This is a genomic window from Simplicispira piscis (assembly GCF_054783455.1).
This window is the reverse complement of the sequence record NZ_BAAGQN010000001.1, coordinates 12,556-35,638: the sequence shown is the minus strand read 5'-3', so window position 1 is coordinate 35,638 and position 23,083 is coordinate 12,556. Positions and strand designations below refer to the sequence as shown.

At 64.3% G+C, this 23,083-nt stretch carries 20 protein-coding genes; 14 read left to right on the top strand and 6 right to left on the bottom strand.

The window, feature by feature from the left end:
* Positions 1-35 precede the first annotated feature (35 nt).
* From dnaN to yedF, 10 genes are all read left to right on the top strand, one after another.
* The gene (dnaN, locus tag ACYVOC_RS00150) at positions 36-1,142 is read left to right on the top strand and encodes a DNA polymerase III subunit beta (protein ID WP_116005476.1); all 1,107 of its coding nucleotides are present in this window, start codon (positions 36-38) and stop codon (positions 1,140-1,142) included.
* Positions 1,143-1,292: 150 nt separating this feature from the next.
* Positions 1,293-3,863 carry a DNA topoisomerase (ATP-hydrolyzing) subunit B gene (gene gyrB, locus ACYVOC_RS00145; RefSeq protein WP_461160565.1) on the top strand — a complete coding sequence of 857 codons (2,571 nt, stop codon included), beginning with the start codon at positions 1,293-1,295 and terminating at the stop codon, positions 3,861-3,863.
* A gap of 293 nt (positions 3,864-4,156) precedes the next feature.
* Positions 4,157-5,179 (top strand): type IV toxin-antitoxin system AbiEi family antitoxin, encoded by a 1,023-nt coding sequence (locus ACYVOC_RS00140; protein WP_158550316.1) that lies wholly within the window; start codon positions 4,157-4,159, stop codon positions 5,177-5,179.
* Positions 5,160-6,032, top strand: coding sequence for a nucleotidyl transferase AbiEii/AbiGii toxin family protein (locus ACYVOC_RS00135; RefSeq protein WP_116005479.1), 873 nt, complete (start codon positions 5,160-5,162; stop codon positions 6,030-6,032). Before ACYVOC_RS00140 ends, ACYVOC_RS00135 begins: the two co-directional genes overlap by 20 nt.
* 112 nt (positions 6,033-6,144) lie before the next feature.
* Positions 6,145-7,641 (top strand): DUF3375 domain-containing protein, encoded by a 1,497-nt coding sequence (locus ACYVOC_RS00130; RefSeq protein ID WP_116005480.1) that lies wholly within the window; start codon positions 6,145-6,147, stop codon positions 7,639-7,641.
* On the top strand, positions 7,641-8,390 hold the full coding sequence (locus tag ACYVOC_RS00125) for a DUF4194 domain-containing protein (RefSeq protein WP_199563009.1): 750 nt from the start codon (positions 7,641-7,643) through the stop codon (positions 8,388-8,390). The genes ACYVOC_RS00130 and ACYVOC_RS00125 overlap by 1 nt, the downstream gene beginning before the upstream one ends.
* Entirely contained in the window at positions 8,387-11,743 is a 3,357-nt protein-coding gene (locus ACYVOC_RS00120; RefSeq protein ID WP_461160475.1) for an ATP-binding protein, read from the top strand. Before ACYVOC_RS00125 ends, ACYVOC_RS00120 begins: the two co-directional genes overlap by 4 nt.
* Complete coding sequence (locus ACYVOC_RS00115; RefSeq protein WP_461160474.1) at positions 11,740-12,930, top strand: Wadjet anti-phage system protein JetD domain-containing protein; 1,191 nt, start codon at positions 11,740-11,742, stop codon at positions 12,928-12,930. The genes ACYVOC_RS00120 and ACYVOC_RS00115 overlap by 4 nt, the downstream gene beginning before the upstream one ends.
* A gap of 258 nt (positions 12,931-13,188) precedes the next feature.
* Positions 13,189-14,409, top strand: coding sequence for a selenium metabolism membrane protein YedE/FdhT (gene yedE, locus ACYVOC_RS00110; protein WP_461160473.1), 1,221 nt, complete (start codon positions 13,189-13,191; stop codon positions 14,407-14,409).
* A 9-nt stretch (positions 14,410-14,418) separates the two neighbouring features.
* On the top strand, positions 14,419-14,658 hold the full coding sequence (gene yedF / locus ACYVOC_RS00105) for a sulfurtransferase-like selenium metabolism protein YedF (RefSeq protein ID WP_461160472.1): 240 nt from the start codon (positions 14,419-14,421) through the stop codon (positions 14,656-14,658).
* Between the two features lie 165 nt (positions 14,659-14,823).
* Here the strand turns inward: yedF and ACYVOC_RS00100 are convergent, their stop codons facing one another.
* The 3 genes from ACYVOC_RS00100 to ACYVOC_RS00090 all read right to left on the bottom strand — a co-directional run bounded on the left by ACYVOC_RS00100 (position 14,824) and on the right by ACYVOC_RS00090 (position 16,486).
* A complete protein-coding gene (locus ACYVOC_RS00100) occupies positions 14,824-15,768 on the bottom strand; it encodes an HDOD domain-containing protein (protein WP_461160471.1) in 945 nt (314 codons plus the stop codon).
* A gap of 197 nt (positions 15,769-15,965) precedes the next feature.
* A complete protein-coding gene (locus ACYVOC_RS00095; RefSeq protein WP_116005487.1) occupies positions 15,966-16,274 on the bottom strand; it encodes an acylphosphatase in 309 nt (102 codons plus the stop codon).
* Entirely contained in the window at positions 16,271-16,486 is a 216-nt protein-coding gene (locus ACYVOC_RS00090) for a heavy-metal-associated domain-containing protein (protein WP_116005488.1), read from the bottom strand. The genes ACYVOC_RS00095 and ACYVOC_RS00090 overlap by 4 nt, the downstream gene beginning before the upstream one ends.
* Positions 16,487-16,536: 50 nt before the next feature.
* Here ACYVOC_RS00090 and ACYVOC_RS00085 point away from each other — a divergent pair, with 50 nt between their 5' ends.
* From ACYVOC_RS00085 to ACYVOC_RS00070, 4 genes are all read left to right on the top strand, one after another.
* Positions 16,537-16,929: a nucleotide pyrophosphohydrolase gene (locus tag ACYVOC_RS00085; RefSeq protein WP_370453678.1), complete on the top strand. Its 393-nt coding sequence runs from the start codon at positions 16,537-16,539 to the stop codon at positions 16,927-16,929.
* A gap of 279 nt (positions 16,930-17,208) precedes the next feature.
* Positions 17,209-18,585, top strand: coding sequence for a homoserine dehydrogenase (locus ACYVOC_RS00080; RefSeq protein WP_116005490.1), 1,377 nt, complete (start codon positions 17,209-17,211; stop codon positions 18,583-18,585).
* A gap of 174 nt (positions 18,586-18,759) precedes the next feature.
* Entirely contained in the window at positions 18,760-20,670 is a 1,911-nt protein-coding gene (locus tag ACYVOC_RS00075) for a B12-binding domain-containing radical SAM protein (protein WP_461160470.1), read from the top strand.
* 64 nt (positions 20,671-20,734) lie between these two features.
* Positions 20,735-22,003: a lytic murein transglycosylase gene (locus ACYVOC_RS00070; protein ID WP_461160469.1), complete on the top strand. Its 1,269-nt coding sequence runs from the start codon at positions 20,735-20,737 to the stop codon at positions 22,001-22,003.
* Positions 22,004-22,031: 28 nt separating this feature from the next.
* On the opposite strand, the gene ACYVOC_RS00065 is transcribed toward ACYVOC_RS00070, so the two are convergent.
* Genes ACYVOC_RS00065 through ACYVOC_RS00055 form a run of 3 tightly spaced genes read right to left on the bottom strand, consistent with a single transcriptional unit; the run spans position 22,032 to position 22,916 of the window.
* Positions 22,032-22,349, bottom strand: coding sequence for a hypothetical protein (locus ACYVOC_RS00065; RefSeq protein ID WP_461160468.1), 318 nt, complete (start codon positions 22,347-22,349; stop codon positions 22,032-22,034).
* Between the two features lie 30 nt (positions 22,350-22,379).
* On the bottom strand, positions 22,380-22,571 hold the full coding sequence (locus tag ACYVOC_RS00060; protein WP_461160467.1) for a hypothetical protein: 192 nt from the start codon (positions 22,569-22,571) through the stop codon (positions 22,380-22,382).
* Between the two features lie 6 nt (positions 22,572-22,577).
* Positions 22,578-22,916 (bottom strand): BRO family protein, encoded by a 339-nt coding sequence (locus tag ACYVOC_RS00055; RefSeq protein ID WP_461160466.1) that lies wholly within the window; start codon positions 22,914-22,916, stop codon positions 22,578-22,580.
* Between the last annotated feature and the right edge of the window lie 167 nt (positions 22,917-23,083).

Below are 23,083 nucleotides of genomic sequence, written 5' to 3'. Positions count from 1 at the left end.
TGCGCACACCATTCCAAAAAACACAAGAGGTTGACATGATCGTCCTGAAGGCAACACAAGACAAGGTACTCGCAGTTCTGCAATCCGTGGCGGGCATCGTGGAACGCCGGCACACACTGCCTATCCTGGCCAACGTGCTGATCCGCAAGACAGGCAATGCACTGCAACTGACCACCAGCGACCTTGAAGTGCAAATCCGCACCACGGCGGAACTGGGGGGAGACACGGGCGACTTCACCACCACGGTCAACGCCCGCAAGATCATTGACGTGCTACGCACCATGCCGGCCGACCAGACGGTGAGCCTGGAGACCAGCCAGGACAAGCTCATCCTCAAGGGAGGCAAGAGCCGCTTCACGCTGCAAACCCTGGCGGCCGAAGACTTTCCGCTGGTGCAAGAGGCCGCCAACTTTGGCCCCGCATTCAGCGTGCCGCAAAAAACACTCAAGCAGCTGCTGGGCCAAGTGGCCTTTGCCATGGCGGTGCAGGACATCCGCTATTACCTCAACGGCATCCTGTTCGTGGCCGAGGGCAACACGCTCTCGCTCGTGGCCACCGACGGCCACCGACTCGCATTTGCCAGAGCCACGCTGGATGTCGAAGTGCCCAAGCAGGAGGTCATCCTGCCACGCAAGACCGTGATTGAACTGCAACGCCTGCTCAGCGATGCCGACGGCGCGCTGGAAATGCGCTTTGCAGGCAACCAGGCCAAATTCAGCTTTGGCGCGCTGGAGTTTGTCACCAAGCTGGTGGAGGGCAAGTTCCCCGATTACAACCGCGTGATCCCCCAGAACCACAGCAACAGCATCACACTGGGCCGTGCGCCGCTGCTGGCCAGCCTGCAGCGTACGGCCATCATGACCAGCGACAAGTTCAAGGGCGTGCGCCTGAACCTCGAACCCGGCACCCTGCGCGTGGCCAGCAACAACGCCGAGCAGGAAGAGGCCGTGGACGAGCTCGACATCGACTATGGCGGCGACGCCATCGAGATCGGCTTCAACGTCACCTACCTCATCGACGCGCTGGCCAGCATGCAGCAAGAAATGGTGAAGATTTCACTGGCCGATGGCAATAGCTCGGCGCTGCTGACACTGCCCGACACCGACAACTTCAAGTACGTCGTCATGCCCATGCGCATTTGACGATTACTATTAATTTAATAGCTTATAGCGCCCGTATTCATTGCGTTAGAGCCATTTTATCTCTATTTATATTTCTGGAAACAACCCCGTTTCCCCCGACAGCCAAGGCCGACCATGACCGCTGAGAACCACCTGCCCGAATCCGAAGATCTGGGCAACGGCGCCCCCGAGGCGCACAAGATCGATGCCCATCAGGCAGGCGCCAGCGAAGGCTACGGCGAGGGCGCCATCACCATCCTCGAAGGCCTGGAAGCCGTGCGCAAACGCCCCGGCATGTACATCGGCGACACGTCGGACGGCACCGGCCTGCACCACCTCGTTTTTGAGGTGGTCGACAACTCCATCGACGAAGCCTTGGCCGGCCACTGCGACGACATCGTGGTCACCATCCATTCAGACAACTCCATCAGCGTGACCGACAACGGCCGTGGCATTCCCACGGGCGTGAAGATGGACGACAAACACGAACCCAAACGCAGCGCCTCAGAAATCGCTTTGACCGAGCTGCACGCCGGTGGCAAGTTCAACCAGAACAGCTACAAGGTCTCGGGCGGTCTACACGGTGTGGGTGTGTCGTGCGTGAATGCCTTGTCCAAAATGCTGCGTCTCACGGTGCGCCGCGAAGGCAAAGTGCACACGCTGGAGTTCAGCCGTGGCTTCGTGCAGAACCGGATTGTCGAGACGGTGGACGGCGTCGAAATTTCGCCCATGAAGATCACCGGCGATACGGAGAAGCGCGGCACCGAGGTGCACTTCCTGCCCGACACCGAAATCTTCAAGGAAAACAATGATTTCCACTACGAGATCCTGGCCAAGCGCCTGCGCGAACTCTCGTTCCTGAACAACGGTGTGCGCATTCGCCTCAAGGACGAGCGCACCGGCAAGGAAGACGACTTCTCCGGCGCTGGTGGCGTGCGCGGCTTCGTCGAGTTCATCAACAAGGGCAAGACGGTGTTGCACCCCAACTCGTTTTATGCCGCGGGTCAGCGCCCCGCCGAAACCTATGGCGGTATTGCCGGCACGCACATTGGCGTGGAAGTGGCCATGCAGTGGAACAGCGGCTACAGCGAGCAGGTGCTCTGCTTCACCAACAATATTCCGCAGCGTGACGGCGGCACCCACCTGACCGGTCTGCGCGCCGCGATGACCCGCGTCATCAACAAGTACATCGACGAAAACGACTTTGCCAAGAAGGCCAAGGTGGAAGTGACCGGCGACGACATGCGCGAAGGCCTGTGCTGCGTGCTGAGTGTGAAGGTGCCCGAGCCCAAGTTCAGCAGCCAGACCAAGGACAAGCTCGTGTCGAGCGAAGTGCGCGCGCCGGTGGAAGACATCGTGGGCAAACTGCTCAGCGACTACCTGCAAGAGCGCCCCGCCGACGCAAAAATCATCTGCGGCAAGATTGTCGAAGCGGCCCGCGCCCGCGAAGCCGCCCGCAAAGCCCGTGAAATGACACGCCGCAAAGGCGTACTCGACGGCATGGGCCTGCCCGGCAAGCTGGCCGACTGCCAGGAGAAAGACCCGGCGATGTGCGAGATCTACATCGTCGAGGGCGACTCCGCCGGGGGCTCGGCCAAGCAGGGCCGCGACCGTAAGTTCCAGGCCATCCTGCCGCTGCGCGGCAAGATCCTGAACGTGGAAAAGGCGCGCTACGAAAAGCTGCTGACCAGCAATGAAATCCTCACGCTGATCACCGCCCTGGGCACCGGCATCGGCAAGGCCGGCGGCAGCACCGGCAACGACGACTTCGACGTCGCCAAGCTGCGCTACCACCGCATCATCATCATGACCGACGCCGACGTGGACGGCGCGCACATCCGCACCCTGCTGCTCACTTTCTTCTACCGCCAAATGCCCGAGCTGGTCGAGCGCGGCCACATCTACATCGCCCAGCCGCCGCTCTACAAGGTCAAGGCCGGCAAAGAAGAGCTGTACCTCAAGGACGCCCCGGCGCTCGACAGCTTCCTGCTGCGCATCGCCCTCAAGGACGCCAGCGTAACCACCGGCGGCGCCAACGCGCAAACCCTGGCGGGCGAGACCCTGGCCGAACTGGCGCGCAAGCACCAGGTGGCGGAACAGGTCATTGCGCGCCTCTCGGGCTTCATGGACTTCGAGGCCCTGCGCGCCGTGGCCGACGGCGTGGCGCTGAACCTCGAAACCATGCAGGATGCAGAAACCAGCGCCGCACTGCTACAGACCCGGCTGCGCGAACTCTCCGCCACCGGCATCCCCGCCGAAGTGGCTGCCGAGTTCGACGCCCGCACCGACAAGCCCCTGCTGCGCATCAGCCGCCGCCACCACGGCAACGTCAAGAGCAGCGTCATCACGCAGGACTTCGTCAACGGCGCCGACTACGCCGCCCTGGCCGAAGCCGCCAACACGTTCCGTGGCCTGCTGGGCGAAGGCTCACGGGTGCTGCGCGGCGAAGGCGAGCGCCAGAAGGAAGAAAAGGTCACCGACTTCCGCCAGGCCATGGCATGGCTCATCTCTGAAGCCGAACGCACCACCAGCCGCCAACGCTACAAGGGGCTGGGCGAAATGAACCCAGCGCAACTCTGGGAAACCACTATGGACCCCAACGTCCGCCGCCTGCTGCGCGTGCAAATCGACGATGCGATTGAAGCCGACCGGGTGTTCACGATGCTCATGGGCGACGAAGTAGAGCCGCGCCGAGAATTTATTGAGAAAAATGCGCTGCGGGCGGGCAATATTGACGTTTGATCTGCCAAATAACAGAAAAAGTGCAAACTTTGCAAAATTAAGGCAAAAGCATTGCCCGAGAAAATGAAAAGGCGCTCAATCTGAGCGCTTTTTCATTTGGAAAAATATGTGCGGGCCGAGTAACTTCGGGAACCTAAACAGATCAACCGCTGGTATATCCCAGACATGCTACGCGCTGGCTTACTGGAACGAATGGGTGGCCGGAAAGTTTTATAGACCTTTCTTGGATGAGTTTCTGTGGAGCATTCGTTCATTTATCATTCGCGTTCATTCGCAATGAACATGGCATACAAATGAACAACAGCGGCATTCTCACCAAGGCGATTGAGGCCACAAGCCCCCCTCTGAACTGGGAGGTTCTTGAAGAAGAGGCTCTTTCATCACCGGGCGATGCGGATGCGATCCTGGCACTACGCCTTAAGGAAGGCCCAGCTCACCGGTTCGCGGTGGAAGTAAAAACCGTTGTGCGTATTGAAACCCTGAGAGCACAGGTGGCCCGTAGTTCAACAATCTCTCGTCACCCGAGTTGGCTTGTTGTTGTTCCTTACATGTCGAAGAAAAATGCCGCCCTTTGCCAAGAGGCCGGGTTGAACTTCATAGACACCGCAGGAAACGCCTTCATCGACGTTCCCGGTTGTTATGTCTTTATCACGGGCAAGCAAAGGTCTGAACAAGAGCCCGTTGGATCTGGCCATGAGGTCATGGGGTCTGCAAGCGCCTTGCGGGTCATCTTCACTTTGCTGACTGAACCCAACATGCCGGAAAGCCCGCTACGCGACATTGCGACAAAGGCGGGGGTCTCACTTGGCTCCGCAGCAAAGGCTATGGAAGGCCTTCGACGCCTGGGCCACTTGAGCCCCGGCGACACCAAAAGCCGCAGACTTCTCGCCGTTGACACCCTGCGAACGGAGTGGGCTCGCAATTACCCCATCGCACTGCGCAACAAGCTCATGCCTCAACGGTACACACCGAAAAATGGAGGGTGGTGGAAGGATGCCAAGCTGCAGCCGGAAGAAGCGGCTTGGGGGGGCGAGGTGGCCGCCGCGCTCAAAACCTCCTATCTCCAGCCCGAGCTGGCCACCATCTACTGCTGGAAGGACCGAGGAAGGCTGTTGATGCAGCATCGCCTGCGGCCCGATCCCAACGGCACGGTTGAAATCCTCGACGCCTTCTGGACACCTCCCAGTTCCAGCGCTGAGCCCATCGCACCTTTGCTGCTGATCTACGCGGACCTCATGACCAGCCTGGATGGCCGCAATCGCGAGGTGGCAAGCCTGCTGAGAAAAGAGATCTTCGATGCTGAAACGGCTTCCTGACCGCGACATAGACCCTGCCCTGCGCGCGATCCTGGAACAGGCGCGCAGCGCCACCGAAGCTCTGGAAATCCCGCTCTTTGTGGGCGGCGCCATGGCTCGTGACATCACCTTGACCCACGTCTTCGGGCAAGAGGTGAAACGCGCAACACGCGACGTGGACCTCGGGCTCTACCTTGACGGCTGGGACCGCTTTCAGCGCCTGAAGAATGCGCTGGTTCTCACGGGCTTGTTCCACGCTGTGGATGGCAAGCCCCACCGGCTGCACTATGGATCTCCAAAAGGCATCCCTCTGGATCTGATCCTGTTTGGCCGGATAGAGCACCCTGCGGGCGAGATTGCGTGGCCACCAGGCAATGACGTGGTGCTCAACGTAGCAGGCTTCGAGGACGCGTTTCGTAGTGCGCTGGTGGTAGACCTCGGTGGGGGGCTGGTCATCAAGACATGTGCACTTCCGTCACTGGCTGTGCTCAAACTCATTGCATGGCAGGACCGTCGGAAATTTTCCAACAAAGACGCCACCGATCTGTTGTTCATCGCACAGAACTACACCGCCGCTGACAACATGGATCGGCTCTACGAAAGGGAGTCGAAGCTGATGGAAGCCGCCGACTACAACCCTGAATTGGCAGGTGCCTACTTGCTTGGCAAGGATGCCGCTTTGCAGTCGGGAAACGACACAGCGGCTATCGCCAAAGCCATCCTTGAAAACGAGGTGCTGCAAAAGGAGCTGATCGACCAGATCGTCCGCGCGAAAGCGGTATCGCACAGCCGCGAAGACGAGCAGAGGTATACCCAGTATCTGAAAGGTTTCAGCACGAGCTTCCTCAAGCAGCTGGGTGAGCTCGGTCAGTAACGGGTACACGCGACTCGGCATCGGTCATGTGATTTGCCATCGTGTATGTCCTCCCGCTCAAAAAGTGTTGAATACTTGGCGCAAGCCATTGGAACATCTCCGGCTTCGCCCCATGTCCACCCTCAACCAGCAGCGCACCCACCAATACATCGCCGCCCGCCAGCAGCACCCGGCGTGGCTGCTGCTGGCCTCGCGGAGGGCGCCGCTGGTGCTCAGTTGCCTCGATGCACTGTTCGAGCACCAGCGCGATGGTGTGCCATTCGATGCTGCCGTGCAGGCGCTGGCGGACATGCTGGCGGTGCACGCGAATGAGGTGGACTTTGAAATCGACAGCACCGACACCCTGAGCCAGGCCCGCCGCGAGGTGCGCGAGTGGATACGGCGCGGGCTGGTAGTGGAGCGCGAGGGGCGGGTGTTTGAGACCGATGCGCTCAAGACGGCGCTGCGCTTCATCGCGCAGCTCGACGGGCGCATGATGACCTCCACCGCGTCGCGCCTGGCCGTGGTGCAGCGCGAGATTGACAACCTGGCCGCCGCGCTCAACCCCGACCCGCAAAGCCGCACCGAGCATTTGCAGCGCCGCATGGCGGACCTGCAGCAACAGCTTGACGACGTGCAGGCGGGCCGCATCACTGCGCTGACGGCGGAGCAGGCCGTGGAAGGCATTCGCGAGGTGTATGCGCTGTCGGTCAGTCTGCGGGCGGACTTTCGGCGGGTGGAGGATTCGTGGCGCGAGGCCGACCGTGCGCTGCGCGAGGCCATCATCAGTGCTCGCCACCACCGGGGCGCGGTGATGGACCAGCTGCTGGACGGCCACGCCAACTTGCTCAACACGCAAGAGGGCCGCGTGTTCGACAGCTTTCACCAACAGCTGTCCAACCAAACCGAGCTGACCGAGATGCGCCAGCGCATCCGCCAGATCCTGGCGCACCCGGCAACAGACCATGCGCTCGATGGCCTGCAGCGCAGCACGCTGCACCTGCTGGTGCAGCAGCTCATCAAAGAGGCCAAGGTGGTGCAGGCCGTGCGCGCGCGCAGCGAGCGCGAGGTCAGCCAGTTCATGAAAACCGGCCAGGCGGCCGAGAACCAGCGTGTGGGCCAGTTGCTCAACGACGTGCTGGAGCAGGCCCTGCGCATTGACTGGCAGCGCCAGGCCGTGCGCCGCCAGAGCGCACCGCTACCGCCGCTGGGCGTGGCGCTGGGCGGCGTGCCATTGGTGGAGCGCCTGCGCGCCAAGTCGCTGGACGGCGGCGAGCAGGCCGCGCTGCTGCTGACCACCGAATACGCCGACCTGGGCCAAATGGACGGCGAGTTCTGGCAGGCGTTTGAAGGGCTGGACCGTGACGCGCTGGTGCAGCGCACCTTGCAAACGCTGGCGGACCGGGGCCAACCGATGACCTTGGCCGAGCTGGCCGCCGCGCTGCCCCCGGGCGAGCACGACCTGGAGACCTTTGCGCTGTGGCTGGCCATGGCGCGCGAGGCGGGGGTGGAGCTGCAGCCGGGCGAAGAGCAGATCGACACACAGGATGGCGATCAGCATTGGCGCTTCACGGTGCCGCAGGTCGCGCTGGATGGCGCGCAACTGGCGCACAGGGAATGGGAGCTGTGATGGCGCAAGGACAAGAGCCAGATATTTTTGACCGCATGGCCGCGCAGGCGGTGGACCAACAGGCTCCACCGCCACTATCAAAAGAGGAGCTGCCCGCGCTTGCTGAAAGCCCGCCTGCAGCACAAAACCCTTCAAAAACCCCGCCCAACGTGCGCCAGGCGCTACAGTTTTTGCTAGCGCATGGCTGGCTGGAATCGGCAGCCAAACCCAAGCTGTTCGGCCTGATCGCCGCGCAAACCACGCTGCTCGATGCCCTGCTGGAGCCCCTGGACTTGCGCGTGGTGGTGGACGATGTGCGCGGCCTGGCCTTTTTGGCCGTGGTGCCCGACTACGCGGGCGACGACGCCGACGAAAGCGAGCAGGACGACTGGACGCACCCGCTGATGAAGCGCCAGCGGCTGACGCTGGAGCAGTCGCTGCTGCTGGCGATTTTGCGGCGCGAGTTTTTGCAGCGCGAGCAAGAAAGCGGCACTGGCGCGGTGGTGCGCATCACCGTAGACAGCCTGCTGCCGCAGCTCGAAACCTACCTCGGGGCCACCGGCAGCGACATGCAAGAGCGCAAGCGCCTGGGCCAGTTGCTGGAGAACCTGCGCACGCACGGCATGGTGACCGAGGTGGATGCGCAAGACTGCATCACCATCCGCCCCATGATCGTGCACCTGCTCAACCCCGAGAACCTGCAAACGCTGCTGCTGCGCCTGCGCGAAGTGGCCGAAGGCGGCGCAGGCCAGGTGGAGGGCACGCCATGAGCGCTGACGCCTCCTTCATCCTGCAAGAGCTGCACCTGTACAACTGGGGCGCGTTCGCGGGCCGCCACCAGGTGGCGATTGACCCCGGCAACACCGCCATCATCGGCCCCACGGGCAGCGGCAAGACCACGCTGGTCGATGCGCTGATGACGCTGCTGTGCGCCAGCCCGCGCTACAACCTGGCCTCCACCGGCGGGCACGAGAGCGACCGCGACCTGGTGAGCTATGTGCGCGGCGCCAGCGGCCAGGGCAACGACAGCGGCGACCACATTGCGCGGGCCGGGCGCTGCGCCACCGGCGTGGCTGCGCGGCTGGTGCGCGAGGGCGCGGCGGGGCAGGAATCCGTCTGGCTGGGCGCACTGCTGTGGTTTGACGGCAGCAGCCAATCCGCCGCCGACATGCAAAAGCGCTGGTTCTTTGCACAAGGCGAGGGCCACAGCCTGGACCTGTGGCTGGAAGAGCAGCACAGCGGCGGCGCCAAGGCACTGACGCGCCTGGCCAAGGACAGCGACGGCCTGCAGATGTTCAGCAGCAAGGCGCCCTACCTGGCCAAGCTGCACAGCTTTTTTGAAGTGGGGCCCAATGCCTTCACGCTGCTCAACCGCGCAGCGGGCCTCAAGCAGCTCAACAGCATTGACGAGATCTTCCGCGAGCTGGTGCTGGACGACCACTCGGCCTTTGACGACGCGCAAAAGGTGGTCGATGGCTTTGCCGAGCTGGCCTCCATCCACGCCGACCTGGAGCTGGCGAACGCGCAGTATGTGTCGCTGCTGCCGCTGCGCGACCTGGCCGCGCGCGAGCAGCAGCAGGCCCAGCACCTGGCGCACTTGCAGGCACTGCAGCAGCAACTGCCCCCCTGGTTTGCCGCGCAGGGCGTGCAATGGTGGGGCCAGCGCGTGGCGCAGCTGCAGGCGCAGATCGCGGCGCGGGGGGATGCCCTGCAGGCCGCGCAAGCGCAGGTTCACCACGCCCGCCAGCGCGAGCAGGACTTGCACGGCCTGTACCTGCAAGCGGGCGGCGCCAACATCGACGTGCTGCGCGAGAACATTGAGCATGCACGCAAGGAGCTGGCGCGCATCCAGGGCCAGCTGGCGCAATACCAAACGGTGGTGCGCAACCTGGGGCTGGGCGAGCACGCGGGCGCGGACGACCTGGGCCACCACCAGGCCCAGGCACAAGCGGCGATGGAACAGATCGACGCCCGCCAGGCCGAACTGCAAGCCAGCGCCGAACACGCCATCGCCCAGGCCCACAACGCCCATACCCGCCTGAGCGAGACCCAGGCCGAATACGACGCCGTGCGCCAGCGCCCCGGCTCCAACCTGCCGATGGAGTTCCAGCGCTTTCGCACCGAGCTGGCCGAGCATCTGGGCTTGCCCGAAACCGACCTGCCCTTTGCCGCCGAGCTGGTGGAGGTGCGCAAGGCAGAACAGGCGTGGCGCGGCACGATTGAACGCGCGCTGGGCAGCCACCGCCTGCGCATTTTGGTGCCCCACGCGGCCATGCACGCCGCGCTGCAATGGGTGAACCAGCGGCACAACCGGTTGCATGTGCGCCTGCTGGAAGTGCGCGATGCCACGCCTGCCGCGTTCCTAGCCGACGGCTTTGCGCGCAAGCTCAACCTGAAACCCGCCGCCCCCACCGCGCACCTGAACACCCTGCGCCAGCTGCTGCACGGCCTGGACCGCCACTGCGTGCCCGATGTGGAAACCCTGGAGCGCACGCCCCACGCCATGACGGTGCAGGGGCTGATGTCCAGCCAATCCGGCCACTTCGACAAGCAAGACCAAAAACGGCTGGACCAGGACTGGATGACGGGGTTTGACAACCGCGACCGGCTCGCGCATTTGCTACAACAAAAGGAGCTGCTCGCGCTTGACTATCAGGCGCTGGAGGCCAAAAAGACCCAAATCCTGGCCACCCAACGCCAGGCACAGGAGCAGCGCCAGCTGTGGGCGGCCCTGCAAGCGCTGCGCCGCGACGACCTGGACACTGCGGCTGCCGAGGCGCAGTTGCAGCACAAAGCGCAGCAACTGCAGGCGCTGCTGCACCCCGAATCGGACACCGCACAGGCCCAGCAGCGCTGGGAGGCCGCGCAGGCCGACACGCGCACGGCAGAGGAACAACTGCGCCATTTGCAAACGGCGCAGACGCAGGACGACACCTTGCGGGCCGCCGCACAGAAGCGGCACGGCGCGTACCAGGCGCGCAGCGTGGATGCACTCGGGGTGGACGAAGGCTTGGCCGCAGACTTTGCGGCGGCGTTGGCCCGCACCGGCCACCGCCTGCCCCCGCTCGATGGCGACAACCTCGAAGCGCAAGAGCGCGATGCCAGCGCCACCGTGCAAGCCAAAACCGCTGAGGCCAGCAAAAAGCTGAACACCCTGCACACCGACATCGTGCGCCAAATGGGCAAGGCCAAGGCCGAAGACCGGGGCGCACTGGCCGACCATGCGCAAGAGGTGGACGCGCTGCCCCACTACCTGCAGCGCCTGCAGGTGCTGGAGGAAGAAGCCCTGCCGCACAAGCGCCAGCGGTTTCAGGAATACCTCAACAACACCTCGCAACAGGGCGTGGACACCTTGCTCAACGGCATCGCCGCACAGGTGGCCGACATTGAAGAGCGCATTGCCCAGCTCAACGACACGCTGCAGCGCGTGGACTTTCAGCCCGGCCGCTACCTGCAGCTGGAGCCGCGTGCCGTCGTCCACCAAAGCCTGCAAGAGCTCAACCGCGCACAGGCTCAGTTGCGCACCGAAAGCCTGCGCGACGATGGCGGCCAAAGCCACTACCGGGCGCTGCGAGCCATCGTGGAGATGCTGCAAACCCACGCCAGCAACCGCCGCAGCAAGGCCGCGCAGGCGCTGCTGGACGCCCGCTACCGCCTGCAGTTTGCCGTGCTGGTGCTGGACCGCAGCAGCGGCCAGATGCTGGAGCGGCGCACCGGATCGCAAGGCGGCAGCGGGGGCGAGAAGGAGATCATCGCCAGCTACGTGCTCACCGCGTCGCTGAGCTACGCGCTGTGCCCGGGCGGTGCCAGCCGCCCGGTGTTTGGCACCATCGTGCTGGACGAGGCCTTCTCCAAAAGCTCGCAGGCCGTGGCGGCGCGCATCATTCAGGCGCTGCGCGAGTTTGGCCTGCACGCGCTGTTCGTCACCCCCAACAAGGAAGTGCGCCTGCTGCGCAACCACACGCGCAGCGCCGTGGTGGTGCACCGGCGCGGCGCGCAGGCCACGCTGGCGTCGCTGCGCTGGGAGGAGATTGACGCATTCAGAAAAGCACCCCCTGGGTCGCCTGCGGCGCCGGTTTCAACGGTGGCGGGCGATGCGCTGGACGATGCATCACCGGCATGAAATCACCCCAAACCCTGGCGGCCAAACTGGCCCAGCAATGGCACAAGCGCCAGCTTTTGGGCGGTAGCGCGGCATGGCCGCTGACACTTTCCATCGGCCAACCCGACTCCGCCGTCTTCATCCGTGACGCCGCCGCACTGCGCAGCCATCTGCAGCAGTGGCGCGCGGTGGAGCAGCACGGCCTGGGCAACGTGGGCAACGTGCAATGGCAAGAGCGGCGCTACCGTGGCAGCAGCGACGCCATCGCCGTGCCCACGCACTGGCAGCTGGCCAAGCCCTCGCAGTGCGTGGCGGCCATCGGCCATTTCAAGGTGCCGGGGCACGCACAGGTCAAAAGCGACTATGCCCGGCTCAGCGCCCTCATTGCGGGGGTAGAGCGCCCCGGCTTTCAGCGCCTGCTGGTGCGCCGCCTGGTGCAGTGGCGCGACACGCCCACCGAAGCCGTTATCGCCGCCGCACGCATGGCGCTGCAACTGGAGCCCGGCTGCGCCCAAGGCAAACCCCTGCGCGCCTTGGCCGTGCAGGGCAACGACAGCAAGTTCTGCGAGCGCCACGCCAGCCTGCTCACCGCCCTGCTGGACGAGCGCTTTGACGGCGAGGCCAGCCGCCAGGGGCTGGTCGGCTTTTTGGGCGCGCTGCCCGAGGACGACCACTGGCTGCTCATCGCCCCGCTGGCCCCTGGCCTGCTGCCCTTTGCCCGCCAGCGCGTGCGCGCCAGCGAGCTGCTGACCACACCGCTGCCCGCCCGCCGCATCTTGCTGGTCGAGAACGAATGCAGCCTGCACCAGTTGCCGCAACCCGTGCCGGACACCATCGCCGTGCTGGGCGCGGGCTTGAACCTGGGCTGGCTCGCAGCGCCCTGGCTGCAGGGGCGCAGCGTGGCCTACTGGGGTGACCTGGACACCTGGGGGCTGCACATGCTCGCCATCGCGCGTGGCCATGTGCCGCAACTGCGGGCGCTGCTGATGGACGCAGCCACCTTCAACGCCCACCAGCCACTGGCCGTGGCCGAGCCGGTGCACGCGCCCGCATCCGCCTGTGGCGCGTTGGGGCCCGATGACGCAGCGCTGGACAGTCACCTGCGCGCGCAGGACAAAGGGCGGCTGGAGCAGGAGTTTTTGCCCACAGACGCCGTACACCTCGCCGTGCGCGCCTGGATGGATGAAGATAGCCACGTCTTCACCTGAATCCAAAACTGCAAAATAGTGCCTTCACAATGACGTCGGGAAAAAATCGTTCTTATTTCTGCCCTTCTTGGCTCTGCCAAGGTTGCCTTCGACCATCATCAGCCCATTCAAACGCAAGCCTGAAAAGACCAATGACCAAGAGTTTCTGGCTGTAGCACACACGCTTTGCCACAAAGGCTCCGTCACGGAGCCTTTGTTGTTTTCATCTTCTGCCCGCGCTCCCGCGCAACCCTTTTTCTTTCTGAAAGCCAACCCATCGTGACCTGGCAAGAATTCAAACAACAGTACCTTGTGCGCTTCTGGTCGCCTGTTCCAGCCGTGATTGCGGCCGGCGTGCTCTCGGCCTATTACTTTGGCCTGACCGGTACCTTCTGGGCCGTCACGGGCGAGTTCACGCGATGGGGTGGGCATGCACTGCAGTTTGCGGGCGTGGACCTGTCGAACTGGGGGTACTTCAAGATCATCGGCCTGCAAGGCACGCCACTGACACGCATCGACGGGGTGATGATCATCGGCATGTTTGTCGGCTGCTTTTCGGCGGCGCTGTGGGCCAATAACGTCAAGCTGCGCCACCCCACGCACCGCATCCGGGTGTTCCAGGCGCTGGCGGGCGGCATCATTGCGGGCTTTGGCGCGCGCCTGGCCATGGGCTGCAATCTCGCGGCGTTCTTCACGGGCATTCCGCAGTTTTCGCTGCACGCCTGGTTTTTTGCCATTGCCACAGCCATCGGCTCGCTGGCCGGGGCCAAGGTCAGTCTGCTGCCCGCCTTTCGCATCCCCGTGAAGCTGCAGAAGGTGTCGGCACCGCAGCCGCTGTCGGCGCACCAGGCGCAAGCCAAAAAACGGTTTCGCATCGGCATGGCGCTGTTTCTGGGCTTCATGGTCTGGGCTGTGGCCAAGATGTTCGATGCGCCCAAGCTGGGCATTGCGGCCCTGTTTGGCCTGGCCTTTGGCCTGATCATCGAACGCGCCCAGGTGTGTTTCACCTCGGCGTTTCGTGATCTGTGGATCACCGGGCGCACGCAGATGGCCAAGGCCATCATCGCCGGCATGGCCGTGAGCACCATTGGCGTGTACAGCTATGTGCAACTGGGGCTGGACCCGAAGATTTTCTGGGCCGGCCCGAACGCCGTCATCGGCGGGCTGCTGTTTGGCTTTGGCATCGTGCTGGCCGGTGGCTGCGAAACCGGCTGGATGTACCGCGCGGTCGAAGGCCAGGTGCACTACTGGTGGGTAGGCCTGGGCAATGTCATCGGCTCGACGCTGCTGGCGCTGGTGTGGGACGACCTGGCGCCCGCCATTGCCGTCAACTACGACAAAATCAACCTGCTCAAGAGCCTGGGCCCGCAGGGCGGCCTGATCGCCACCTATGTGATGCTCGGCCTGTCGTTGGCGTTGGTCATCTGGTGGGAAAAGCACTTTTTTGCCCAAAAGGCACGCCAGAACGCCGCGCCCGCGAAACGGCAAAACGCCCTCTGAAAGACACCCATGAGCACCAGCCCCTACGTTCCCGACTTTCGCCTCGACATGATCGGCGAGCCCTGTCCCTACCCAGCCGTCGCCACGCTCGAAGCCATGCCCCAGCTCGCGCCCAGCCAAATTCTGGAGGTGGTCTCAGACTGCCCGCAGTCGATCAACAACATTCCGATCGACGCCAAAAACCACGGCTACGAAGTGCTGGAGGTCCAGCAGGATGGGCCCACCATCCGTTATCTGATTCGCCGCTAAAACACATTCCCACCACGAAATTCCCGGGCAGAGCACAGTGATCATCGGCGATGGGGCGCAGCCATAACCTGCTCCCCATCAACCGTACCCGCCTGAACTGGGTGGCGTCCGGCAAGAGCAGGGGCGCCAGTCGCTACCGATGCCTGGCATCGTTTGGCACGCCCATCAGCCCAAGGCCAGTTCTTCCAGACAGGGTTGCTGCGCCTGCCGCAGCAAATGTGCCAGCGGATGGAGGGCAGCCGCCAGGCCGTTGCGCCGGGCGTCCAGCGCCAGCGCGGTAAACCCGGCAGTGATGTCCCAGCGCTGTGCCGCCTGGCCAAACAGGCGCTGCGCCTCCTCCGCCAGTGCGGCGCCGAAGGCTTGTGACGGAGGTACCGCTATATGCAGGCCTGCGCGGTCGATGATGCTGAAGGCGATGGTCCAGCCGGTGCCGTGCATCAGGCCCGCCAGATACGCATCGAAAACGGCCTGGCCTGCGCGGCCGGACAGGATCGCGGTGTGCCGCGCCAGCGCTTCCGAGTAGTCCCCAATGCGCTTGCCCGCACGCGCGCTGAGCGGACCGGGCACGGCCTGGAAAATCGGCTTGAGCACCACACGGGCGATCACCGTCTGCAGGCCCTGCAGGCCAATCCGTTCGATGGCCTGCTCCAGATTGGCCACGCTGCCCTGCGCCCGATAGTGCGAGCTACTGGCCAGGCGCATGACTTCTGCCGCCAGCACCGCGTCCTTGCCAATGCGCTCGGCAATCGCTGCCGTCGGCAGTTCTGTCTGGCGCACCAGGGCGATCAGCTGGGGAATCAGCGCCGCAGCGCGCGGTAGCAGGTTATCCGTGAGCTCGGGTTTTGCCAGTGTTTTGGCAATCGCATCCAGCGCGCTGCGCTCGATAGGCGTCATTGGCGTGTCGGTCAATGCCTCGCAGCCCAACAGCCAGGGCAAAACCTGTTGCGTATCTGATCTCTGTGCGTCTTCCAGCGGTTTCTCGTCCACGGGCTCGATGCGAGCCGATGTCGCGATCGGCGCTGCCGCGCCGGGCTTTTGCGCAGCATTACCGCGTCCAGGCATCAGCCATGACAACCAGCTCATGTCAAACCCATCGCGTCGAATCGGCATACAGGCGGCGGAACCAGGCAATCAATCGACATGGAGAGTGCTTTCGTCATGGCGCGGGCAGCGCCAAACCTCATATTGTTACATTGCCACGGTCTTTTCTGGCCACTTGCTGCGGATGTGCAGGGCGGTCATGGCGGTGGATCGAAGCAAGTGTCTGGGCGCCAGCACCGGCAGGGCGCAGAGCCGGCAAGGTCGTGTTACTGCGTCTCGCTCTGCACAAAGCCTGTGCCTTGGGTACCATCCCACGCAGCGTCCGATACGTTCACGGCATCGACGCGGGCCAGCGTGGGGCCCCGATCGGCCCAGTCGATCAGGCTCTGCACGGCGGACGGCGCGCCGTGCGCCAGGGCCTCCACACTGCCGTCGTGCCGGTTGCGCACCCAGCCCACCAGGCCCAGACGGCGGGCCTCCTGCACCGTGTGCCACCGGTAGCCCACGCCCTGCACATGGCCAGTGATGCGCAGGCGGCGGGTGATGGCAACGGTGTCGTCGTTCTTATCGGTCATGCGGCCGTCACCTGGGCTTCGTAACCCGCATCCTGCAACGCTGCGGCGATGTCCTCGGGTGAAATCATGGCCGTGTGGCTGACCTTGGCTGTCTGTGCGCCCAGATCCACATCGGCCCCGCTGACGCAGGGCAGATCTTGCAATTCAAACATGACGGCATCGGCATCCTGCCGCGTGCGCAGGGCTGGGAGATGAAAGGTGGTTTCAGGCATGGTGGGACCATGATGCGCATCCACCGGCTTGGCTGCAAGTGGCCTCGTCCATGCCCCTCGCTACAGTCGGGGGCATGACAGACCTGCGCTCTACGCACGACCCCCTTCAAACCCTGGCCCGCCAGTTGCAACAGTTTGCCGACGCCCGCGACTGGGGCCCGTTCCATGCACCCAAGAACCTGGCCTCGGCGCTCACCGTCGAGGCCGGTGAATTGCTGGAGCATTTTCAGTGGCTCACCGAGGACCAGAGCCGCCAGCTCACGCCCAACCAGAAGCAGGCCGTGGCCCATGAGATGGCCGATGTACTGCTGTACCTGGTGCAGCTTTCGACGGCTTTGGACATCAACCTGGTGGACGCGGCCCAGGCCAAGATGGCTCTCAACGCACAAAAGTATCCGGTAGAGCAAGCCCGGGGGCACAGCCGCAAATACGATGCGTTGTGAGCATGCACGAATCGCTCTCCTGTACACTGGCGCCCTCATGCCGTACCACGCCATCCCCACCGCAACCGCCTCCGTCCCTATGGGCGGCAAGGTGCTGCGCGCCTGCGCGCGGGCGATGGGTGCACGAATGATTACCACCATGACCACCGCGGCCCCCTGAGCACGCGCAGGTGGCCGTTTCGGCAGCCACCTGGTGATCGCTCTCTTCTCCCCCGCAGATGAATGAAACCCAGCTCTGGCAGCTGGGTTTTTTGTTTTGTCTGTCGTTTGGAGAAACCTATGTACCGCGATCCCGTTCAGTCCTTTGCCACCCCCGTACACAACGCTGCGACTGTCGCCCGCCCACTGCGCGTCGGCATGATTGGCATCGGCACCGTGGGTGCGGGCACCTTCCGCGTGCTGGCGCGCAACCAGGCCGCCATTGCGGGCCGCGCCGGGCGAGGCATTGAGGTGATGGTCGTTTCTGCGCGCAACCTGTCCCGGGCCGCCGCAGTGGTGGGCCCCGGCGTCACGCTGACGGATGACCCTCTGCAGGTCGCCACCCACCCGGACGTGGATGTGGTGGTGGAAGTGGCGGGCGGCACTGGCCCTGCGCGGGAATGGGTGCTGGCGGCCATTGGCGCGGGCAAGCATGTGGTGACGGCGAACAAAGCGCTGCTGGCCGAGCATGGCACCGAGATTTTTGCTGCCGCGCGCCAGCATGGCGTGGTGGTGGCGTACGAGGGTGCCGTAGCGGTCAGCATCCCCATCGTCAAGGCGCTGCGCGAGGGCCTGGCGGCCAACCACATCGAGTGGGTGGCAGGCATCATCAACGGCACCACCAACTTCATCTTGAGCAAAATGCGCGACGAAGGCGTGGACTTTGCGCAGGCGCTGGCCCAGGCGCAGGCACTGGGCTATGCCGAGGCCGACCCGACGTTTGACATCGAGGGCATCGACGCAGCGCACAAGATCACGCTGCTGGCGGCCAATGCATTTGGTATGCCGGTGCGTTTTGGCGACGTGCAGGTGCAAGGCATCACCACGCTGCAAGGGCTGGATGTGGCCTGCGCGGAGCAGATGGGCTACCGCATCAAGCTCTTGGGAGTGGCGCGGCGCCGCACCGAAGGTGTTGAGCTGCGCGTGCAGCCCGCCCTCGTACCCGCCACACACCTGATGGCGCAGGTGAATGGCTCGATGAACGCCATCATGGTCCAGGGCGATGCGGCCGGTGTGACGATGTACTACGGCGCAGGGGCCGGGTCGGAGCAAACCGCCTCGGCCGTGATTGCCGACCTGGTGGATGTCGCCCGGCTGGACGGCACCCACACAGCGCAGCAGGTGCCGCACCTGGGTTTTCATGCCTACGCCGTGAATGAGCAACTGGCCGTGTTGCCGCGCGCCGCGGTGCACTCGCGCCACTACCTTCGTGTGCCGGTGCACAGCGCCCTGCAGATCGAGGCCGTGGGCGCCTGGTTGGCCGCGCAGCAAGTGCCGGTGCTGCAACTGGCGCTTGCGCAAAACAAGGCCCTGCCCCCAGGCAGTGGCCCGCAGGTGCTTGTATTGACCGATGCCGTGGCACAGGCCACCATGGACCTGGCCGTGCATGCACTGGCCGCACACCCGGCGGTGGCTGGGCCGGTAATGGCGCTGCGGGTGGAAATGCTAGAAGGGTAATACGCAGGGGTGGTGTGCCGAACGGGCAGCGGGGTGCCCCCGGCAATGCCTTCGTCACGGGGCCGACAACCCCCAAGACGCCGCAGGCAGGCGAGGGATAAAGGTCCGGCGGGATAATCGGGCCCTTCCACGATCCCTTCGAGGCGGCACCGCATCGCCCTGTCCGCCCCCACCATGCCCGCCCCACCGCTTCGCGTCCTGTCCGTCATCCCTCCGATGACGCAGCTGAACACGCCGTACCCGTCCACCGCCTACCTCACCGGTTTTCTGCGTTCGCGCGGCGTGGCGGCAGAGCAAGAAGACCTGGCGCTGGCGCTGGTGCTGCAACTGCTCTCGCCCGAGGGGCTGCGCGGCGTAGCGGCCAAGGTCGATGCGATACCGCACAAAAAGCAAAGCCCCGCCGTGCAAAGCTTTGCCGCGCAGCAAGGCCGGTATCTGGCCACCATCGGCCCCGCCATTGCCTTTTTGCAGGGGCGCGACAGCACGCTGGCACACCGCATTACAGGTCGCCACTTCTTGCCCGAGGGCCCGCGCTTTGCCACGCTCGATGTGTATGTCGACGACGAAGGCGGCGACCCTCTGGGCTGGGCTTTTGGCGCCCTGGGCCTGCACGACAAGGCCAAGCACCTGGCCACGCTGTACCTGAACGACCTGGCCGACGTGCTGCGCGACGCGGTGGACGAGCGGTTTGAATTTGTGCGCTACGCCGAGTCGCTGGCGGGCAGCCAGCCCACGTTCGAGCCCCTGGCCAACGCGCTCGCCGCCCCACCCACGCTGGTGGACGAGATGCTGCGCACCCTCACCCTTGACGCCATGGCGCGCCATGCGCCCGATGTGGTGTTGCTGTCGGTGCCTTTTCCGGGATCGGTGTATGCGGCGTTTCGCATTGCGCAGGCCATCAAGGCACACCATCCCCAGGTCGTCACGGTGCTGGGCGGCGGTTTTGTCAACACCGAACTGCGCGAGCTGGCCGAGCCGCGCGTGTTTGACTACTTTGATTACGTCACACTGGACGCTGGCGAGCGCCCGCTGCTGGCGCTGCTCGAACATGTGCGCGGCGAACGCGGCCGCCAGCGCCTCGTGCGTACCTTTGTGCGGGGCGACGCAGGCCAGGTGCAGTACATCAACATGATGGAGGCCGATATCGCCTTTGCCGAGGTGGGCACGCCCACCTGGGACGGCCTGCCGCTGGACCGGTATCTGTCACTGCTGGACATGCTCAACCCCATGCACCGGCTGTGGAGCGACGGGCGCTGGAACAAGCTCACGGTGGCGCAGGGCTGCTACTGGAAGAAGTGCAGCTTTTGTGACGTGAGCCTGGACTACATCAGCCGCTACGAGGGCGCCAGCGCCGAAGTGCTGGCCGACCGCATCGAGCAGATCGTACGCGAGACGGGGCAGACGGGCTTTCACTTCGTGGACGAGGCTGCACCACCCAAGGCGCTCAAAACCCTGGCCACCGAGCTGATTGCGCGCAACGCGGGCATCAGCTGGTGGGGTAATGTGCGGTTTGAAAAAACCTTCACCCCCGACCTGGCCGAGCTGATGGCCGACAGCGGCTGCATTGCCATCTCGGGCGGGCTGGAAGTGGCGTCAGACCGGCTGCTGCAACTCATGAAAAAAGGCGTTTCGGTGGACCAGGTAGCGCGTGTGACGCGCGCCTTCACCGATGCGGGCATTTTGGTGCACGCCTACCTGATGTATGGGTTTCCGACGCAGACGGTGCAGGACACCGTGGACGCGCTCGAATACGTGCGCCAGCTGTTTGCCAACGGCTGCATCCAGAGCGGATTTTTTCACCGCTTTGCCTGCACCGTGCATTCCCCCGTGGGCCAGAACCCGGCGGAGTATGGCGTGCAACTGGCCCCCCTGCCGCCGGGCGATTTTGCCAAGAACGACGTGGCCTTCATCGACCCCACGGGCGTGGACCACGACGCCCTGGGCAGCGCGCTCAAGAAGGCCATCTACAACTACATGCACGGCATCGGGCTCGAAGAGGACGTGCGCAGCTGGTTCCCCTTCAAGGTGCCCAAGACCACGGTGCAGCGCCACCGGATTGAGCGGGCGCTGCGCGAGCGCGGCTGAGGCAGGGCCACGGCTGCGGTCAGGAACGCTTGATCGCCTTCCGCAAGCGTCGAAAATGGCTGGAATGCACACACACGCCCTTCACTTGCCGCACGCGCCCCGTTGGCTTGCGCCCGCCTTGCTGACCCTCGCCGTTCTGGGCGGTTGTGCCTCTGCGCCTCCAGGCGATCCGTCCGCCCCGGCGGTCCCTGCGCCGGTCGCTGTTGTCGCGCCGCCCGCCACGCCCTTTGCCCGCTGGGTCGCTAATTTCAGCGCATCAGCCCGCGCTGCGGGCATCACCGAGGCCACGCTCCACCAGGCCTTTGAAAATGTTCGTCTCATCCCGCATGTCATCGACTCCGACCAGGCCCAGCCCGAGTTCACCCGCACTGTCTGGGCCTACCTCGACAGCGCCGTCTCGCCCCAGCGCGTCGACCGTGGCCAGACCCGGCTGAACAAGCTGCCGCGGGAAGTAGACGCCGTGCCTGCGCGCTACGGTGTCCCGCTGGAAATTGTGGTCGCCATCTGGGGCATGGAGAGCAACTACGGCAGCTTTACAGGCGACATCCCCACCATCGACGCCTTGGCCACGCTGGGCTTTGAAGGACGGCGCGAAGCCTGGGCGCGCAGCCAGTTGCTGGCCGCACTGCAGATCTTGCAGCGCGGTGACATTGCCCGGGCCGACATGCTGGGCTCCTGGGCCGGAGCCATGGGGCAAACCCAGTTTTTGCCCTCCAACTTTCTGGCCTACGCCGTCGACGCCGATGGCGATGGCCGGCGCGACATCTGGGGCAGCCTGCCTGATGTCATCGCCTCCACCGCCAACTTCCTGGCGCGCTCCGGTTGGCAGCGCGGCCAGCCCTGGGGCCTGGAGGTGCGTTTGCCCACCGGCTTTGACTACGCCCGGGCCGATGCCGATCTGCAGCAAACCGCCACCGCCTGGGCCGCCGAAGGCGTGCAAACCATGGACGGCACACCCCTGCCTCCCTTGACCGACAGCACCCTCTTTCTACCGGCTGGCGCACGCGGGCCCGCCTTCCTGGTGGGGCCCAACTTTCGCACCCTCTTGCGCTACAACAACTCCACCAGCTATGCCCTGGGCGTGGGCCTGCTCGCCCAGCGACTGGCCGGCGGCGCGGCCGTGCAAACCCCGTGGCCCCGCGATCTGCAAGCCCTGACCCGCAGCCAGTTGCTGGCCCTGCAAACCGCCTTGAATGCCCGTGGTTTTGACAGCGGCACACCCGACGGCGTCATGGGCCCCGCCACACGCAGCGGCGTTCGCGCCTACCAGCGCAGCCTGAACCTGCCTGCCGACGGATATCCGACGCTGGAGCTGCTAGAGCGGTTGCAGTGAGGCCCAGGTGTGGAGTGCGACACACGTGTTATGGCTTCTTGGGTGCTTTGACAGCCTTGGCGGCTTTGATCACCTTCACGGGTTGTGCCGCACTTTCAACCGGGGGTGCAACCGGTGACAGGTAATTGGCCCCTGTCACTACCGGTTTTCCTGTCTTGCCTTCCAACTGGTTGCGCGCTTGGCGGGCTATACGCCCACCGGTTTGGGCGGCGAACTTGTTTTGCGCCATACCGGTGGCCTCTGCGCTCTCGGCGATCTGGCGGGTGGACAGCTCGGCCAGGGCAGTGAAAATCAACTCGGCCTCACTCATGTGGTCGCGCAGGTTGTGGCTTTTTAGGCCTTTCATTTCCTTGTGCTGCGCAACGCTCACGCCCGCCTATTCCTGGTGAATGATGTTGGTGAGGATGGCAAATTCGCTGCCCGGCTTGATGGCGTGCACGCTCCAGTAGTCGGTGAGCTTGTTGCGGGTTTCCTGGCCCGTCATGCGCTGCTGGATCCACTTGTCGCTGCGGCCGTGCTGTTGCCAGGTCTGGCCGAGCGACAGGGCCGGGTCGGCCATCTCCTGCATGCGCTCCTAGCCTACCTTGGCGAGCCAGAGTTTGATGGACTCAGCCTTGGGGCTGGGGACGGATTGGACGATGCGCAGCAGCGTTTCAGCGGTGGCAACGTCGGTCAGGTAGTTCTTGCCGTCAGCGGCAGGCAATTTCAGTCGGTGACAGCTTGTCACCGACTCACTGCCCTCTTTGGCAAGACGCCCTCTGAGCTGGTTCCCGTATTTCCGCGCCGTCTGGTAGTCAGCCTGCTGTGTCAGCACCTGCACCACGTCAATCACCGAGAACCACCACGTCTCAGTGCTCTCGTCAAACACGCGGCGGATGGACTGGCCGTCGAACTGGGTGGGCAGGATTTTCATATCAGACACCCTGAGAGGGAAGGATGCGGGCCGAAGCGCCAATCATGGGGGTGGGCACACTACCCAAACTTGGCATAATACTGTTTATATTAACAGTATTAATCAGCCTCACGACGCCTTCACAGACATGCTCAGGCGGTATGGGTACACGCGGCATCACCAGCGGT

What these genes read in the sequence shown, in the direction of transcription:
- ACYVOC_RS00060 (WP_461160467.1), bottom strand. Translation starts at nt 22,571, where the DNA reads ATGCAGGAGATGGCCGACCCGGCCCTGTCGCTCGGCCAGACCTGGCAA.
- ACYVOC_RS00125 (WP_199563009.1), top strand. Translation starts at nt 7,641, where the DNA reads ATGGCGCAAGGACAAGAGCCAGATATTTTTGACCGCATGGCCGCGCAG.
- ACYVOC_RS00135 (WP_116005479.1), top strand. Translation starts at nt 5,160, where the DNA reads ATGCTGAAACGGCTTCCTGACCGCGACATAGACCCTGCCCTGCGCGCG.
- ACYVOC_RS00120 (WP_461160475.1), top strand. Translation starts at nt 8,387, where the DNA reads ATGAGCGCTGACGCCTCCTTCATCCTGCAAGAGCTGCACCTGTACAAC.
- ACYVOC_RS00075 (WP_461160470.1), top strand. Translation starts at nt 18,760, where the DNA reads ATGCCCGCCCCACCGCTTCGCGTCCTGTCCGTCATCCCTCCGATGACG.
- ACYVOC_RS00055 (WP_461160466.1), bottom strand. Translation starts at nt 22,916, where the DNA reads ATGAAAATCCTGCCCACCCAGTTCGACGGCCAGTCCATCCGCCGCGTG.
- dnaN (WP_116005476.1), top strand. Translation starts at nt 36, where the DNA reads ATGATCGTCCTGAAGGCAACACAAGACAAGGTACTCGCAGTTCTGCAA.
- ACYVOC_RS00095 (WP_116005487.1), bottom strand. Translation starts at nt 16,274, where the DNA reads ATGACCGATAAGAACGACGACACCGTTGCCATCACCCGCCGCCTGCGC.
- ACYVOC_RS00080 (WP_116005490.1), top strand. Translation starts at nt 17,209, where the DNA reads ATGTACCGCGATCCCGTTCAGTCCTTTGCCACCCCCGTACACAACGCT.
- yedF (WP_461160472.1), top strand. Translation starts at nt 14,419, where the DNA reads ATGAGCACCAGCCCCTACGTTCCCGACTTTCGCCTCGACATGATCGGC.
- ACYVOC_RS00090 (WP_116005488.1), bottom strand. Translation starts at nt 16,486, where the DNA reads ATGCCTGAAACCACCTTTCATCTCCCAGCCCTGCGCACGCGGCAGGAT.
- ACYVOC_RS00065 (WP_461160468.1), bottom strand. Translation starts at nt 22,349, where the DNA reads ATGAAAGGCCTAAAAAGCCACAACCTGCGCGACCACATGAGTGAGGCC.
- ACYVOC_RS00100 (WP_461160471.1), bottom strand. Translation starts at nt 15,768, where the DNA reads ATGCCGATTCGACGCGATGGGTTTGACATGAGCTGGTTGTCATGGCTG.
- ACYVOC_RS00115 (WP_461160474.1), top strand. Translation starts at nt 11,740, where the DNA reads ATGAAATCACCCCAAACCCTGGCGGCCAAACTGGCCCAGCAATGGCAC.
- ACYVOC_RS00130 (WP_116005480.1), top strand. Translation starts at nt 6,145, where the DNA reads ATGTCCACCCTCAACCAGCAGCGCACCCACCAATACATCGCCGCCCGC.
- ACYVOC_RS00070 (WP_461160469.1), top strand. Translation starts at nt 20,735, where the DNA reads ATGCACACACACGCCCTTCACTTGCCGCACGCGCCCCGTTGGCTTGCG.
- ACYVOC_RS00140 (WP_158550316.1), top strand. Translation starts at nt 4,157, where the DNA reads ATGAACAACAGCGGCATTCTCACCAAGGCGATTGAGGCCACAAGCCCC.
- ACYVOC_RS00085 (WP_370453678.1), top strand. Translation starts at nt 16,537, where the DNA reads ATGCCCCTCGCTACAGTCGGGGGCATGACAGACCTGCGCTCTACGCAC.